We start from the raw sequence: 16,123 nt of genomic DNA on the forward strand, positions 1-16,123 counted from the left end.
CTATAAATCTAAAATACAATTTTATGAAAAGCTATATTTTATTTTTTTTTTAGCAATTGCTATAATCACATTTTCTTCTTGTAAAAATGAAATTAAAAAAGACGACTCAGAAGTTATGACGCCAGAAGAAGCAGATATTATGGAAGGAGACTCAAATACTCCTGACGTAGCTTGCTATCGCTATACTTCCGAAAGAGATACCGTTTTGTTACAAATGGAAAAAATGGACGATGAAGTAGTTGGAACTTTAAGTTACAATTATTTTGAAAAAGATAATAACAATGGCACTTTTGAAGGGAAGATGATTGGAGACACTCTTTTTGCCAACTACACCTTTGGTTCTGAAGAAACCATTTCGGTCCGTGAGCTCATGTTCATTAAAAAAGGGAACAACATTGTGGAAGGATTTGGCGAAGTAGAAGATGTAAATAGGGAAATGAATTAAAAAAAATACAAAATATACCTTTAATGATTCCATGCCTTTAAAAGAAATAGATTGCGATGAAAACTAGTAAAACAATTCTAGGTTTCAATAGTCCAACCACCCCATATGCTTTAAATGGGAAAATTGTAGAGTAGAGAAATAAAGAAATTGAAGCAAACTTTTAAATCAAAATCAAAACCTACACCCCACGCCTTTCAAAAACCAATTTTCCATAATTTTTAGAATCTATAGATTATTAAATTAATTATCGGTTGAATTTATAATATTCCAAATAAGGATGTGGCGTTTTATTGATGGAATGAATAATTGCATCCATCCCCATTACGCTGAAGGTGATACCATTTCCGCCAAAGCCCAAGATGTAATGTTCGTTCTTTTCGGTATCGGGTTTTCCGAAATATGGCAACCCGTCCTTCGTTTCACCAAAAGTACCAGCCCACGAGTAGTCAGCTATAAATGGTATATCTGGAAAACATTTCTGAAACTTTTTGGTAAGATCTTTTTCTTTCTTTGAAAGCAGCGCATCGCGGCGCGTGGCGTTTTTGAAATCGCGGTCACCGCCACCCATAACAATACGCCCGTCTTCCGTGCTTCGGAAATATAAATAAGGTGAATCCGTATTCCAATAAATATGTTTTTTGAACGCTTGAGGCAATGTTTCAAAAGCCTCGGAAGCCAAGGCAAACGTACTTTTTAAAGCGACGATATTTTCTTTGATAGTGTCTGTACTTTCATAACCTGTGCAATGTACAACATGATCAACTTCAATAGTTAAACCTGTTTTCGTCTTAGCTATAGTCTTTTCCTTTTTCGTTTTTATTTCTTCAATATCTGTTCTATCATAAATTTCTGCTCCCTTTTTACTGCAGTATTTTAATAAATCATTAGCCAATTTATATACATCCATTACCGCACCGGATTGTGATTCTATCGCTGCATAAGCATTTAGACCTAATTCTTTTAAATCTTCTTTGGAAAGCCATTTAACTTTAAAACCGTGTTCCTTCCTTGCATCGAATTCATTTTTTAAAAAAGAAAGATCTTTTTTTGAAGAGGCGAAATAAACACTCTTCTTATATTCAAAACCACAATAACTTTTAATGTTACCAGCAATTTTCTTAATATCCTTAATTGCTTTTTCGCAATTTTGATAACTAGAAACGGCACAAGTAAGCCCCACTTGTTCAATTAATTTATGCAAAGGCACATCAATTTCATACTGAAGCATGGAGGTACTGGCTGCAGTACTGCCATTACATACATCGCGACGATCAACTATTACAACTTTTTTTCCAGCTTCAATCAGTTTATAAGCCATTAAAGCACCCGTAATTCCTGCACCAATTATCAATACTTCGGAAGAAATTGATTCTTGCAAAGAAGGATAACTTTGAGGAAGTGAATTTACTATAAGCCAATAAGGCTCGTTTGAACGTATATCCATAATTATATTTTTTTTTAATTGAAAGATAACTAATGTGTCCGATTTTATATGCTTCCGTATACATTTTAATTCAGTTATTTTAAAAAAAGAAAACCTTAACATTTTTCGTTAAACACTTCTCAATTGTGAAATTGATAAGAATTTATCTTTTTTCTGAAAAGTATCTTTATGAAAAATTAATAATAAAAAAACTATGAAAACCACAAACGAAAAAGCAAAAGAACATAACCACGATAAACTGGTAGATAATTTACAAGAACTTTTGGAGAAAAATTATGACGCCCAAAAAGGATTTACCAAAGCTATGGAGGATGCAAAAAATCCAAGGTTGAAAACTTTTCTTCAACAGCAAGCTGCACAAAGAAGTCGTTTTACAAATGAGCTTACTCAGGAAATTAGAAACCTAAATGAACAACCAAAAGATAGTGGTAGCATTACTGGCGACCTTCACCGAACTTGGATAGACATTAAAAGTGCAGTATCTGGAAATGAAGATGAAGCAGTTTTAGAAGAATGTATTAGAGGCGAAAAAGCAAGCTGGGATGAGTATAGCAACAAACTTGAAAAAGAAAATTTTCCTCCAAATATTTCCAGTGTAATTCAAAAACAAGCATCGGAAATACACAATACCTTATCTAAGGTAAAAACGTTAGAAGACCTTGCCGACGTTGAATAAACCAGCAATATGAAAAAGAAAAGGCAAGAAAAAAGCCCTGGAATGTAATATTTCCAGGGCTTTCCAATTAAACTAACTCTAAAAATCTAACACTACGCTAGTTCTTCTAGTTCTTAATAAACTTCTTATTTGTAATAATTTTGTTGTTATCCAAAATTGTTAAATTATAAATACCTTCACTTAAGTTATTTACGTTGATAGTATTATCAATATCAATTTCGGCTTCTAAAACTTTACGCCCCAACATATCTGTAACTGCTACTTTATACTGACTTAAATCAATACCATTAGCGCTTATATTCAATTTTTCAGTCGCAGGATTTGGATAAATAGCAAAAGCTGAAGAGTCAAATTCTGAAACACCTAAAGGAGCAGAAGGTAATTCTAACAATTCACCACCCAATGGGCTTGCAACATAAAGACCAAAAGCAGGGCCATTTGAATTCTGACTTTGATCTAAAAATCCAGAAGCTAAAACTGTAAGTGCTGCACCATCTAATCCTAATGTTGCTAAAGGAGCTTGATATGCAGCTACTCCAACTGTTCCACTCGCGTTGCGAATTTCAATTACATAATCTGCCGTCGGTAATTCCAAATAACCTTGAAATTCGGTATATGAAATATCATTTACTATTGTTCCAGCTCCTATACCGGTTTCAAAAACATCTACTGTTGGAGCATCTGTAGATCCGTGATGTACTAAAACATCTACATTGTTTGGGTTTGATGCCATTTCGCGCGCCATTGGAAATACCTGCAAACTTAGTGGTGGAGCTGGACTATAACCAGTTGGACTTACAATTCCGTCTGCAACCACAATATATTTTTCGTTTTCAGTAAGTGTTACGGGTACAGTTAATAATACATCACCTACACTTGTACTGTTCCCAGGAGCGATACCAATATTAATTTCAACACCCGCAGGAAGGTCAAGAAATGGAGTAGCTGTTCTAAAGGCGAAATCATCCAAAGCTAAGTCTGAATTTATATAGACATCTACTTCTGCTGCAGCTGCATCGGCTGAGTTGTGTATCACTTGTACACGAGCTGTTTGTGCAATTGTACTCATTGTAAATAAAGCAATTGCGAGAATGGGTAATACTTTTTTCATAATAAATAGTTTTTAGTTTACGTAAAACTACAAAACAAAATATTTTGTTTAATCTTTTTTCAGAAAAGTTTAACAAAATATTATTTATTACTGTATTACAGGTAATTACGAAATTTTTATTGTGTGGTATTTTTTCATTTTAGAAAATCTAAATATTAAAGGAGTTTTAAGTTTGATCAAAAAAAAAAAGACCTCTTTTAAATATTGAAGTCGTTTTTTAAAATTAAAGAAAGAAGTTATGTTATGGGAATATCCGTTTTTTTAATAGCCGCAAAACCGCCAGCAACATCTACTACATTATGAATTCCCCTGCTCTTCAATATTGAAGCCGCGATAACAGAACGATACCCCCCAGCACAATACAGATAAAATTTTTCGACCTTTGGAAAATTCTTCATATGTTCGTTTGGAAAACCCAGTGGTGTGAGAATCGCTTCTGGAATATGCCCATTTGAAAATTCGCCATCATTGCGAACATCAAAGATTGGGACATCATTTTTCATTCTATCTTTTAAAGTTTCCGCATCAACAGATTCTAAAGTATCCACTTCTTTTCCAGCTTTCTTCCAAGCTTCAATTCCACCACTTAAATAACCGAGTGTTTTATCAAAACCAACTCTAGATAATCTTGTTATAGCTTCCTCTTCTCTACCAGTTGAAACAACCAATACTATTTTTTGTTCCACGTCTGCCAATAAAGCACCTACCCAAGGAGCAAAGCTACCGTCCAATCCAATAAAAATTGATCGTGGAATGTGACCGTCAATATATTCAATCTGATTCCGAACATCCAGTACGACTGCCCCAGTTTCATTCACAATTCTTTCAAATGCTTCGGGATCAAGCGGAGTTATTCCCTGTGCAATCACTTCATCAAATGCGGTGTAACCCTCGCGGTTCATTTTTACATTCATCGGAAAATACAGCGGGGGTGATGCTAAGCCGTCGGTTACTTCTTTTATAAATTCTTGTCGAGTCATGTCTGCGCGAAGTGCATAATTCATTCTCTTTTGGTTTCCCAAAGTGTCTACGGTCTCTTTCATCATATTCTTTCCACAGGCGGAACCAGCACCGTGTGCAGGATAAACAATTACGTCGTCGGCTAAAGGCATTATTTTGTTACGAAGGCTATCAAACAAAATTCCAGCTAAATCTTCTTGAGTTATTTCATTTGCTTTTTGCGCAAGGTCTGGGCGACCCACATCTCCTAAAAATAAAGTATCGCCGCTAAAAATAGCATAATCCTTTCCGCTTTCGTCTTTTAGTAAATAGGTAGTGCTTTCCATAGTATGACCTGGGGTATGAATTGCTGTAATGGTAACATTACCCAGTTTATAAACTTCATAATCTTTCGCTAATAAAGCCTCAAAAGATGGATTTGCGTGAGGCCCATAAATAATTGACGCTCCGGTTAGATTGGATAGCGTTAAATGTCCACTCACAAAATCTGCATGGAAATGGGTCTCGAATATATATTTAATTTTTGCATTATCTCTTTTTGCGCGATCCAGATAAGGCTTCGTTTCTCGCAATGGATCTATAATTGCGACTTCGCCATTGCTTTCAATGTAGTATGCACCCTGGGAAAGGCATCCGGTATAAATTTGTTCAACCTTCATCGTTTTTCTATTTTCCGCAAATATATGAATTGTAATTTCTAAAATTTTTAGAAGTAATATTCAAAAATCTATTTTCACAAAACTTTTGCATTAACACATTTAACTTATTTTATCTTTACCCCTTAACGTAACCCTGAAATCATGAAAAAATTAGCACTTATTTTATTAACATTATTAATTGTTTCTTGTTCCACAGAAGGAAAACAGGAAGAAGTAGTTCGTGAACTTGCCAAAAAAGATGCGATTGAAAAATTGCAACTTCCCGAAGGCACAGCATTCAACAACGAAAACATTGAAGTAACCGAAACTGAAACTGGAGAAGCTTCAATTGGGATTAGTTATTTAGTGAAAGTTACAGTAAAGTCTCAGGACAAAGAAGGCAATGAAATTGTAAAAACGCATACATTTAATTACAAAAAAATTGGAGAAGGCGGCTTGTCTCCTCAAGATTACGAACTCATCTCTTTTGAATAAACTCATTTATAATATTTATGAAAATTATCCTTTTTTTTATTTTTTCGCCTTTTGTTTTTTCTTGTAATTCAACTAAAAGCACCACGGGGCCAAAAAAAACAAATGTTGATTATGCCAATACAATAACTGCACAAGACCTTAAAAAGCACCTGTATGTTTATGCTAGTGATGAAATGGAGGGCAGAATGACGGGAAGCAAAGGGCAACATATGGCTGCAGAATATATTCGTAATTTTTATATGGATGAAGGTATTGCATCTCCTATTGAAAAAAACAATTATTTTCAAACCATCCCTTCCAGTTTTTTCGAGGGCAGAAGGAATCCCGAATCTTCTGAAAATGTTGTTGCTTTCATTAAAGGTTCTGAAAAACCGGATGAAATTGTAATAATTTCAGCACATTTAGATCACGTGGGCACAGATAAAGATGGAAATGTTTTCAATGGCGCCGATGATGACGGTAGTGGCACCGTTTCAATTTTGGAAATAGCACAAGCCTTTCAGCAAGCTGTAAAAGATGGCAATGGGCCCAAACGCTCCATTCTATTCCTTCATGTTACTGGGGAAGAAATTGGTTTATACGGTTCAAGGTATTATACTGAAAATCCACTATTCCCATTGGAAAACACGGTTTGTGACTTGAACATTGATATGATCGGGAGAATTGATCCCGAGAAAAAGAATAATCCAAATTACATTTATTTAATAGGAAGTAACAAACTGAGCCAGGAATTACAGGACGTATCCACTGAAGTGAACAAAAAATATACAAAATTGGAATTAGATTATAAATATGACGATCCAAATGATCCAAATCGTTTTTACTACAGAAGCGATCATTATAACTTTGCGAAAAACAATATTCCTATTATTTTCTACTTCAACGGCGTTCATGAAGATTACCATAAAATCACTGATACTCCAGACAAAATTGAATATGATTTAATGGAAAAAAGAGCAAAATTAATCTTTTATACAGCTTGGGAAATTGCTAACCGCGACAAAAAAATTACAGCAGATAAATTGTAATATTTATTTAAAAAGCTGAAAGCTGAAACAAAAAAAACCTCCCCAAAAAGGGAGGTTTTTTGTAGAAGACCTAGCCCTTTTAATCAAGTTTACGATAAACTTTTCATAGGGTAAGTCAAGTCAAAATACAAATACAAAAAAAGCTTCTCATTTCTGAGAAGCTTTTGTTATGGGTGGAAGACCGGGTTCGAACCGGCGACCCTCGGTACCACAAACCGATGCTCTAACCAGCTGAGCTACAACCACCATTTATTGTGCTTTAATACACAACTTCGCTTAGCGGATGCAAATATAAATCAAATCTTACGGTTGCGCAATATTCTATTTAAAGAAATTTAAATTAAATCAAAAATAGAATTTACAGCAACATAACGTTCCGTTGTAAAACCTTCGCCATATTCAGTACCTATAAGCCTTCCTAAATCCTGTGACCGATAGGTAATGCTATCGCGAAAATTGGTTGATGTAATGGGGGTTTCAGGCTCATCAGCCTCTTTTTGATGGAACTGACTTTTATATGCAAATACTGCTTCCAATTTTTTTTCTAAAAATCCAGTTACATCAACCACAAAATCTGGTTCAATATTTTTCCATTGTATATAATGGTAAACATGTTTGGGTCGCCAAGGCTTTTGGTGGTTGCCATCCTGTATTGTTTCAATTTTTTGTAAACCACTTAAAAAGCACGCATCACTAGTGAGTTTGCTAGCTTTTCCGTGGTCAATATGGCGGTCATCAATAGCATTACAAAGAACCACATCTGGCTGATATTTTCTAATAATTTTAATTATCTCAAGCTGTGATGCCGCATTATTAATCAAAAAACCATCAGAAAATTCAAGGTTGTGCCGAAATCTTACTCCTAAAATTTCTGCGGCGTTTGAGGCTTCTTTGTCGCGTATCTCAGCTGTTCCTCGAGTGCCGAGTTCACCGCGGGTAAGATCTAAAATACCCACCTTTTTTCCGTTATTTATTTCTTTTGCCAAGGTTGCAGAACATCCCAATTCAACATCGTCTGGATGGGCACCAACTGCAAGTATATCAATTTTCATAAAAATTATTTTAAATTTTTTCCATTTTTGAGACCTTTTGAAAAGCTCCCTCCAAATCAGAAATTATATCTTCAACCTCCTCGATTCCAACGGAAAAACGAAGTAAGCCGTCACTAATATTTTGCCGCTCCCGCTCTTCAGCAGAAAGAAGTGCGTGCGAAGTTTTTGCAGGTGAAAGAATAGTAGATTCCACTCCAGCCAAACTCATGGAAGGCTTGATCATTTTCAACGCCTTTAAAAAATCGCCCACATTCAAAGATTCGTTTATTTCGAAAGAAAGCATTCCTGTATATCCTTTCATTTGCCTTTTTGCAAGTTCATGGTCGGGATGGCTTTTAAGACGTGGGTAGTAAACTTTTTCTACCAACGGATGTTTTTCCAACCATCTTGCAAGTTTTTTAGCATTCTTGTTTTGTGCTTTTACGCGCAACACCATTGTCTTCATACTGCGTTCTAAAAGCCAAACGGTATAATCGCTCAAACTACCACCTAAATTTTTGGCAAGGTTCCAAATTATTTTAATATGTTCTTCGCTTGCAGCCACAGCTCCTGCCAAAATATCACTGTGTCCGCCCATATATTTGGTAGCGCTGTGAATCATTATATCAATTCCGAAATCGGCAGGAGTTTGATTTACGGGAGAAGCAAACGTATTATCAATCATTGTTATAATACCGTGTTGCTTTGCCAATTTTGAAATCATTTCTAAATCTGTAATACGCATCAACGGATTGGAAGGGGTTTCAACAAAAATAACTTTGGTGTTCTTCTGAATTTTTTCAGAAAAATCCATTTCGGAAAAGCCTTCGGTAAAAGAATATTCAATTCCAAATTTATGAAACTCTTCAACCACAAAATTATAAGTGCCGCCATACAAAGTCTGTGGAAGCACCACGTGATCGCCTTTGTGTAAAAACGCAAGCATTGTAGTGCTTACGGCAGCCATTCCGCTTCCGAAGATAAGTGCAGAATCACTTTTTTCAAGCATCGCAATTTTCTTGCAAAGCGCTTCCTGGTTTGGCGTGTTGAAATAGCGCGGGTATCGTTTTACATCAACATCCTCATAAGCATAGCTACTTGACATATATAATGGCGAAATAGCACCTTTAAACTGTTTGTCCTCAACTTCACCTACGTGGGTACAGATAGTGTTAATGCCCATTTTTCCTGATTTCATAATATATTTTTTTTGGAAGGACTAAGGTATAAATTATATTTTAGACAACTGACTATTTTGAAACTGTGCCGTTGTTTTTTTCTATATTTATAAAATGAAAAAGATACTTGTTTTGTTGTTCCTTTTTGGTTTCAGTTTTTCTGTTAAATGCCAAATTGAAATCCCAGGAACAAACCTTACAATAGAAATGGTAAAAGCACGAAAAATTGGTGTGCTATCAGTTCAATTTGCGGGTTCTTATAATGTACTTTCCGGAAAGGATAACAAAAGAGTACAGGTAAGACTTAAAGTGCGATCTAGGGATGGAGACCTAACTATTTTTGACCCAAACAAACTTTCTCTTTTAAGTGATCAATTTAATGCCAGATTTAGCGTTTCTGAGGTCCTTTTTGCATCTTTTTTTCAAACAAGAGGTTTTCAAATGTTAACTACCAATGATACCGAAAAGCCAGTTTTCGCAAAATACGATTCTTCAGTACCAAACACTTTTAACAATTATACGTTTGAAGGCTATAAAGATTGTTCCATAGACCTTAATTTTGGAACAAATAGAAAACCTATAATTCACACTATTTATTTTCGCCCTCAAAATATAGATAAAAATGTACTCGATGTATATTTTGTGGTTCCAAATGAATTGACCACAGGAAAATTATATTTTGGAGATACTTTAATTTCAGAAATAGACATACGCTAATGAAACTATTGCTAATAAACATAAAAGAACTTTTACAGGTTCGGGAAACAACTCCCATTAAATTGAGCGGAAGAGAAATGAATGAACTCCCCACTATCAAAAATGCATGGGTATTTATAAACCACGGCATAATTGAAGACTATGGAACTATGGATAAAATGGGACCGCACCAAGGCTTTAAAACTATTGATTGCCAGGGTAAAATTGTACTTCCCGCTTGGTGTGATAGCCATAGCCATTTAGTATATGCCGGTAATCGCGAGCAGGAATTTGTAGATAGAATTAACGGTCTCACTTACCAAGAAATTGCCGAAAAAGGCGGCGGAATAGTGAATAGCGCAAAGAAACTGCAAGAAACCTCGGAAGAGGATTTATACCATCAATCTGCCGCACGTTTGGAAGAAGTAATGCGCCTCGGCACCGGCGCCATAGAAATCAAAAGCGGTTATGGACTCACTACGGAAGCTGAGTTAAAAATGCTTCGCGTTGCTAAAAAACTTTCGGAAGAATATCCCATAACCATTAAAACCACATTTTTGGGTGCGCACGCAATTCCTACGGAATATAAAAACAACAAAGACGGCTATTTAGACCTGCTCTGTAATGAAATGATGCCAAAAATTGCTGAAGAAAAACTCGCCGAATACGTAGATGTTTTTTGTGAAGAAGGCTATTTTTCCGTGGCAGATATGGAACGTATTCTTTCCGAAGGAAAAAAACACAAGCTTACACCCAAGGTACACGTTAACCAATTTAACAGTATTGGCGGAATTGCCGCAGCGGTAAAACACAACGCTTTGAGCGTAGACCACTTGGAAGTTCTTACCGATGAAGATTTGGAAGCTTTAAAAAACAGCAAGACTATGCCGGTAGCTCTCCCCTCCTGCTCTTATTTTTTGAGTATACCTTACACACCGGGCAGAAAAATAATTGATGCCGGATTACCATTAGCTCTCGCTACAGATTACAATCCAGGTTCTACACCAAGTGGAAATATGAATTTTGTTGTCGCAACCGCTTGTATAAAAATGCGCTTAACACCAGAAGAAGCAATCAATGCCGCAACAGTAAACGGGGCCTATGCAATGGGTTTGAGCAGAACACATGGCAGCATTACTAGAGGAAAAACCGCCAACCTCATCATTACAAAACCGATTCCGTCTTACGGTTATTTGCCTTACGCCTTTGGCAGTAATTTAATTGATTCTGTAATTATTAATGGAAAGGAAGTGTAATGGGCTTTTTAAAAATTTATTCTGAAAAAGATGTTTCTTCTTTTATAAAAAAGAGAGCTGGTGAAACTAAGTTCGGTGAAAAAGTAAACTTTGTTGAAACGCTCGAAGATTTAAAAAACCATCCTGCAAAATATGTTCTTTTGGGAATCCCAGAAGATATTGGCGTTCGAGCAAACTACGGAAATCCTGGAACTTCAAAAGCTTGGGAAGCCGCTTTAGGAAGCCTTTTGAATATTCAGAATAATCATTTAACGAATGCTGAAAACGTTATTCTTTTGGGTGAAATTGATTGCGAAACCCAGATGAAGCAGGCTGCAACTATTCCCAAAGAAGAAGCACATTATGCCGAAGAACTTGGCGAGTTGGTTACCCAAATAGACCATAAAGTTTCAGCAGTAATCAAGATTATTATTGAGGCAGGAAAATTTCCAATCATCATCGGAGGCGGGCATAACAATAGTTACGGAAACCTTAAAGGGACTTCTGAAGCTCTACAAAAACCAACAAACTGCATCAATTTTGATGCGCATACCGATTTCCGATCTTTGGAACATCGTCATAGTGGCAACGGATTTTCTTATGCTTTTGTGGATGGTTTTTTAAGTAAGTATTTCATCTTTGGGCTTCACAGAAATTATACTTCACAAGCGGTTTTCAATTCAATGGAAAAAAATTCACATAGAGTAAAATTCAATCTTTTTGAAGACATTTCAGTGAAACAAAAATTGTCTTTTTCCGATGCCTTAAAAGATGCTGAAAATTTCTGCTGTAATGAAAACTTTGGAATTGAGCTGGATATGGACGCAATTGAAATGATGGGCAGCAGCGCCATTTCTCCCAGCGGATTTACACTTACCGAAGCCAGAAAATTTGTTTCCTACTTTTCAAAAAACAAAAATGCCAACTATCTTCATATTTGCGAAGGTTCCCCTTCAGCAGAACTTTTTCCCAACCAAGTTGGAAAGGCGATTGCCTATTTGGTGAGCGATATGCTTTCCTAAAAAATTAATAAAAGTCTGTATTTCAACACTTTTATACTTATAAACATCAATAATATTTCGTTTATATCTTTTACTTCCCCGTTCGTCTACCGAACACTACCCTTTATGGATTAGCCATTTTGGGCGCCATCCTATTTTTTCACATTTGCTTCATAAACATTAAAACACAGAAATCATGAAAACACTTTTCAAATTACTGTTGTTACTGATTATTGCAAGCACAAGCTGGAATATGGAAGGGCAACAAACGCACAAAGACCACAACTACTGGCAGTTTAGCCCACGCGTTGGGTACGATTTTCCCACTTATGACAATAATACTCCTTATATAGATTATAAGAGTGGTTTGGACTTGGGACTCTCAATTGATTATTACTGGCGTTGGTTGGGGCTGGGTTTCGATTTTGATTACATCAAGAATAAACCCGAAAGCACCTACCCTACCACAAGTCTTTATAGTTCAGGTACTTTGCTCACAGATTTTTCATTATCAGAAGACGATATTATCCGAATTTTCTATGGGATTGGTCCAATCAATCTTGACCACATAAAGAAATATCTTAATGAAGGAACTCTAATAATGAGCAATGACCAACCGGTACCTGTTTCCCGAAATAGGAGAACGGATTTTCTTAAAACATTTAAAAACAGCTGAGAAAGTTTCTAAAAGCTAAAAAGATTATAGTTTTCTTAGTATCTTCATTGAAAAAATATTTTTTATGAAAAATTTGTCACATATTCTATTTCTGGCAATCGCATTTACAGCTTGCAAAAACACTTCAGAAAATACCGAATCCAATGCAATAATCAATACACCGTTAGAAAAAGTTGATGGTGGAGAAGCCGCAAAGGACGAAGGTTTTACAATTAACCCAGTTGAACATGCTAGCATGGTTCTAAATTGGGATGGCATTATAATTTATGTTGACCCAGTTGGTGGAAAAGAGATGTATTCAAGTTACACCGAACCAGATTTAGTTCTGGTAACACACATCCACGGCGATCATATGGACATTCCCACACTTGAATCTATTGTTCTTGATAAAACGCAATTAATTGCACCAAAGGCGGTTTTTGAAAAGCTTCCCAAAAATCTTCAAGATAAAACCAAATTGCTTAGCAATGGAGAAAAAATCTCTGATTTGGAAATAGAAATTGAAGCCACCCCAATGTACAATCTTCGGCCTGAAGCTCTAAAATTTCACGAAAAAGGACGAGGTAACGGATATGTACTTGAAAAAAATAACAAGCGCATATATATTTCCGGAGATACTGAAGATATACCTGAAATACGAAATCTTAAAAATATTGACATCGCTTTTGTTTGTATGAATTTACCGTATACAATGACAGTTGATAAAGCAGCCGAAGCGGTTTTGGCATTTAAACCAAAAACTGTTTATCCCTATCATTATCGAGGCACGGAAGGATTAAGCGATGTTGCCAAATTTAAATCTTTGATTGAAGCTGGAAATCCTGATATTAAGGTTACACAGCTGGATTGGTATCCAAAAAAATAATTGCGATATTTACAATCAGTGAATTACAAGATTGAATCCCAAAAACCTAAAATGCTAAATCTTTATTGATGAAAAACTACAAACTTCCCCTCAATTTAATTGCACTTACATTCTTTACAACGCTTCTTTTATCGAGTTGTAAAAATAATTCGGAAGAAAATTCCGAAGAAAAAGAAACTGAAAAAATAGAATATCCAGCAGAATGGATGTACAACCAGCGCGCTTATCCCAATAATTACATAAATAAAGATGCTTATAAAGAAGCTGTTCTTCATAGCAAACAAATTATCGCAAACAGGTCTTCAGAACAAGCGGGAGAATGGGCATTTGTAGGGCCATTAAACACTGGCGGACGTGTTACAGATGTTGCTATTGCTCCCGATAACGATGACCATCTTTACGTTGCCACAGCAACGGGAGGGATTTTCAGAAGTTATGATGGCGGCGCCAATTGGACGCCTATTTTTGATGAAGTAACAAAACCATCTATTGGTGATATTGCTATTGCTCCATCAAATCCACAACGAATCTATGCTGGAACAGGTGAAGCAAATGGAAGCGCTACTGACGGTGCCTATTTTGGCGATGGAATATATAGAAGCGACAACGCTGGCGATACTTGGACAAATATTGGTTTGCCTGAAAGTAATCATATTGGCCGTATTGTGGTTGATCCCAGTAACCCAGACCGCGTTTTTGTAGCAGCTACTGGACAATTATATGGTAAAAATGCTGAACGAGGTATCTATAGAACTACCAATGCTGGAACAAATTGGGAAAAAGTATTATTTGTAACCGATTCGACCGCTGCGATTGATGTTGCTATGAATGTGGCTAATACAAATGTAATTTACGCAGCAATGTGGGAGCGCACACGCAAACCGTGGGAGCGCGATTACGGAGGTGTAACTTCTGCAATACATCGTTCTTTGGATGGAGGAACCACTTGGGCTGAACTTGGTGTAGCCAATGGGCTTCCCGCTCCAAATGCACAGACAGGGCGAATTGGAATCGCTGTTTCAGAATCTGATCCTTCCACTGTATATGCCCGCTATACCAACAATGAGATTACTAATGAATTTAATGGTTTATATAAGTCTACAGACAATGGCAATAATTGGACGCTTGTAACACCTGCAGGAGCATTAAGTGGAATTGACGCGAATTTTGGTTGGTATTTTGGAAACGTTCGTGTTAACCCAACAAATTCATCAGAGGTTTATATCGTGGGGTTCGAGATTGCAAAATCTACCGATAGCGGCTCATCCTGGAATACGTTGAACGGAATGCATGTGGATCACCACGCTTTGGATTTTTCGCGAACAAATAGCAATTTTATGCTCTCTGGAAATGATGGCGGCGCTTATGTTTCAAATAATGGTGGTAACAGTTGGACTAAATTTTTAAATCTTCCCATTACCCAATTTTACAATATTGAAGTTGACAAAACCCAACCGGAAAGACTTTACGGCGGTACTCAAGATAATAACACTATCCGAACCATTACTGGCGGAGCGAGTGATTGGAACTCCATTTGGGGCGGTGATGGTTTCCATGTGAATGTGGATCCTGTGGATAACAATTATATTTATGCAGAATCACAGTACGGCAATTTGGGGCGTAGTACCAATGGCGGAAACAATTTCAGTAATGCAACAAGCGGTATAAGTGGAAGCGATAGGAACAATTGGAATACACCTGTAATTATTTCGCCTTTTGATCACGAAATATTGTATTACGGAACCAATAGATTGTATACTTCAAACAAAGCAGCTTCTTGGTCTGTTATTAGTCCAGATTTAACGGATGGTCTTCACCCCAGTGGTTCATTGGCTTTCGGAACGCTTACCGCTATTGCTTCTTCATACAACAATCTGGATGTGATTTACACAGGAAGTGATGATGGAAATGTGAATGTAACTTTTGATGGTGGCACAACGTGGACTGACGTAAGTAATGGTCTGCCCGATCAATACATTACTTCCATCGCCATGATTCCAGATAATGATATGACTGCTTATGTAACTGTTTCTGGTTTTAAATATTTAGATTATACCCCGCACGTATTCAAAACCACAGATGGTGGACAAAACTGGACGGATATTTCATCTAACCTTCCAAATATTCCCGTAAACGATATTATTGTTTATTCGGAAGAAAATATACTTTTCGTTGCCACAGATTTAAATGTTTGGTACTCTAATAACGATGGTGCCAACTGGACAATTTTAGGGAACAACCTTCCACTTACAGTAGTTATGGATTTAAAATTTCACGAACCAACAAAAACCTTATATGCAGGAACCTTTGGAAGATCGATGCACAGTTATGATGTGAGTGATATTTTGAGTGTGGGGGAAAATCAATTGACTTCAAGTTCAATCAAAATATATCCAAATCCAGCAATTTCGGAATTTACCATTTCACAAAATCTCTCTTCGGAAGGAACGGTTCAGCTCTTTGACGTTTCTGGGAAAAAGATTAAGGATTTATTCAATGGAAATTTTGGAACCAATAAAAGCATCAAAGTAAAAACCGATGGGATTGCTACCGGAATTTATTTAGTGAAAGTGAATAGCGGGAAACAAACAGTTACAAAGAAACTGGTAATTAATAAATAAACCGAAAGTATTTAAAAACAAAA

At 36.3% G+C, this 16,123-nt stretch carries 15 protein-coding genes and 1 tRNA gene; 10 read left to right on the forward strand and 6 right to left on the reverse strand.

Features of this window, described 5'->3' with window-relative positions:
- Nucleotides 1-115: 115 nt before the first annotated feature.
- Nucleotides 116-445 carry a hypothetical protein gene (locus AEQU1_RS11120; protein ID WP_111881147.1) on the forward strand — a complete coding sequence of 110 codons (330 nt, stop codon included), beginning with the start codon at nt 116-118 and terminating at the stop codon, nt 443-445.
- A 244-nt stretch (nt 446-689) separates the two neighbouring features.
- On the opposite strand, the gene AEQU1_RS11125 is transcribed toward AEQU1_RS11120, so the two are convergent.
- Nucleotides 690-1,889 (reverse strand): FAD-binding oxidoreductase, encoded by a 1,200-nt coding sequence (locus AEQU1_RS11125; RefSeq protein WP_111881414.1) that lies wholly within the window; start codon nt 1,887-1,889, stop codon nt 690-692.
- Between the two features lie 193 nt (nt 1,890-2,082).
- Between AEQU1_RS11125 and AEQU1_RS11130 the strand changes: the two genes are divergently transcribed.
- Nucleotides 2,083-2,565, forward strand: coding sequence for a PA2169 family four-helix-bundle protein (locus AEQU1_RS11130; RefSeq protein WP_111881148.1), 483 nt, complete (start codon nt 2,083-2,085; stop codon nt 2,563-2,565).
- 106 nt (nt 2,566-2,671) lie between these two features.
- On the opposite strand, the gene AEQU1_RS11135 is transcribed toward AEQU1_RS11130, so the two are convergent.
- Together AEQU1_RS11135 and AEQU1_RS11140 are read right to left on the reverse strand one after the other, a co-directional pair.
- The gene (locus AEQU1_RS11135; protein ID WP_111881149.1) at nt 2,672-3,676 is read right to left on the reverse strand and encodes a DUF4397 domain-containing protein; all 1,005 of its coding nucleotides are present in this window, start codon (nt 3,674-3,676) and stop codon (nt 2,672-2,674) included.
- A 236-nt stretch (nt 3,677-3,912) separates the two neighbouring features.
- Nucleotides 3,913-5,295, reverse strand: coding sequence for a rhodanese-like domain-containing protein (locus AEQU1_RS11140; RefSeq protein ID WP_111881151.1), 1,383 nt, complete (start codon nt 5,293-5,295; stop codon nt 3,913-3,915).
- Nucleotides 5,296-5,436: 141 nt separating this feature from the next.
- On the opposite strand from AEQU1_RS11140, the gene AEQU1_RS11145 reads away from it, so the two are divergent.
- Both AEQU1_RS11145 and AEQU1_RS11150 read left to right on the forward strand, forming a co-directional pair.
- Complete coding sequence (locus tag AEQU1_RS11145) at nt 5,437-5,769, forward strand: hypothetical protein (protein ID WP_111881152.1); 333 nt, start codon at nt 5,437-5,439, stop codon at nt 5,767-5,769.
- Nucleotides 5,770-5,786: 17 nt separating this feature from the next.
- Nucleotides 5,787-6,797: a M28 family metallopeptidase gene (locus AEQU1_RS11150; RefSeq protein ID WP_111881154.1), complete on the forward strand. Its 1,011-nt coding sequence runs from the start codon at nt 5,787-5,789 to the stop codon at nt 6,795-6,797.
- Nucleotides 6,798-6,968: 171 nt separating this feature from the next.
- Here AEQU1_RS11150 and AEQU1_RS11155 read toward each other — a convergent pair.
- From AEQU1_RS11155 to AEQU1_RS11165, 3 genes are all read right to left on the reverse strand, one after another.
- A tRNA-His gene (locus AEQU1_RS11155) sits at nt 6,969-7,044 on the reverse strand.
- Between the two features lie 88 nt (nt 7,045-7,132).
- Nucleotides 7,133-7,849: a bacillithiol biosynthesis deacetylase BshB1 gene (bshB1, locus tag AEQU1_RS11160; RefSeq protein ID WP_111881156.1), complete on the reverse strand. Its 717-nt coding sequence runs from the start codon at nt 7,847-7,849 to the stop codon at nt 7,133-7,135.
- A gap of 10 nt (nt 7,850-7,859) precedes the next feature.
- The gene (locus AEQU1_RS11165; RefSeq protein ID WP_111881157.1) at nt 7,860-9,026 is read right to left on the reverse strand and encodes a PLP-dependent aspartate aminotransferase family protein; all 1,167 of its coding nucleotides are present in this window, start codon (nt 9,024-9,026) and stop codon (nt 7,860-7,862) included.
- A 94-nt stretch (nt 9,027-9,120) separates the two neighbouring features.
- On the opposite strand from AEQU1_RS11165, the gene AEQU1_RS11170 reads away from it, so the two are divergent.
- The 6 genes from AEQU1_RS11170 (at nt 9,121) to AEQU1_RS11195 (ending at nt 16,100) form a co-directional block, all read left to right on the forward strand.
- On the forward strand, nt 9,121-9,723 hold the full coding sequence (locus AEQU1_RS11170; protein ID WP_111881159.1) for a hypothetical protein: 603 nt from the start codon (nt 9,121-9,123) through the stop codon (nt 9,721-9,723).
- Nucleotides 9,723-10,958 carry an imidazolonepropionase gene (gene hutI / locus AEQU1_RS11175; RefSeq protein ID WP_111881161.1) on the forward strand — a complete coding sequence of 412 codons (1,236 nt, stop codon included), beginning with the start codon at nt 9,723-9,725 and terminating at the stop codon, nt 10,956-10,958. The genes AEQU1_RS11170 and hutI overlap by 1 nt, the downstream gene beginning before the upstream one ends.
- Nucleotides 10,958-11,959 (forward strand): formimidoylglutamase, encoded by a 1,002-nt coding sequence (locus AEQU1_RS11180; RefSeq protein WP_111881162.1) that lies wholly within the window; start codon nt 10,958-10,960, stop codon nt 11,957-11,959. Before hutI ends, AEQU1_RS11180 begins: the two co-directional genes overlap by 1 nt.
- A 175-nt stretch (nt 11,960-12,134) precedes the next feature.
- Entirely contained in the window at nt 12,135-12,614 is a 480-nt protein-coding gene (locus AEQU1_RS11185; protein WP_111881164.1) for a hypothetical protein, read from the forward strand.
- 64 nt (nt 12,615-12,678) lie between these two features.
- Complete coding sequence (locus AEQU1_RS11190; RefSeq protein ID WP_111881166.1) at nt 12,679-13,479, forward strand: MBL fold metallo-hydrolase; 801 nt, start codon at nt 12,679-12,681, stop codon at nt 13,477-13,479.
- 68 nt (nt 13,480-13,547) lie between these two features.
- Nucleotides 13,548-16,100: a T9SS type A sorting domain-containing protein gene (locus AEQU1_RS11195; RefSeq protein WP_111881167.1), complete on the forward strand. Its 2,553-nt coding sequence runs from the start codon at nt 13,548-13,550 to the stop codon at nt 16,098-16,100.
- Nucleotides 16,101-16,123 lie beyond the last annotated feature (23 nt).

Source organism: Aequorivita sp. CIP111184 (assembly GCF_900489465.1).
In the GTDB taxonomy this organism is placed as follows: domain Bacteria; phylum Bacteroidota; class Bacteroidia; order Flavobacteriales; family Flavobacteriaceae; genus Aequorivita.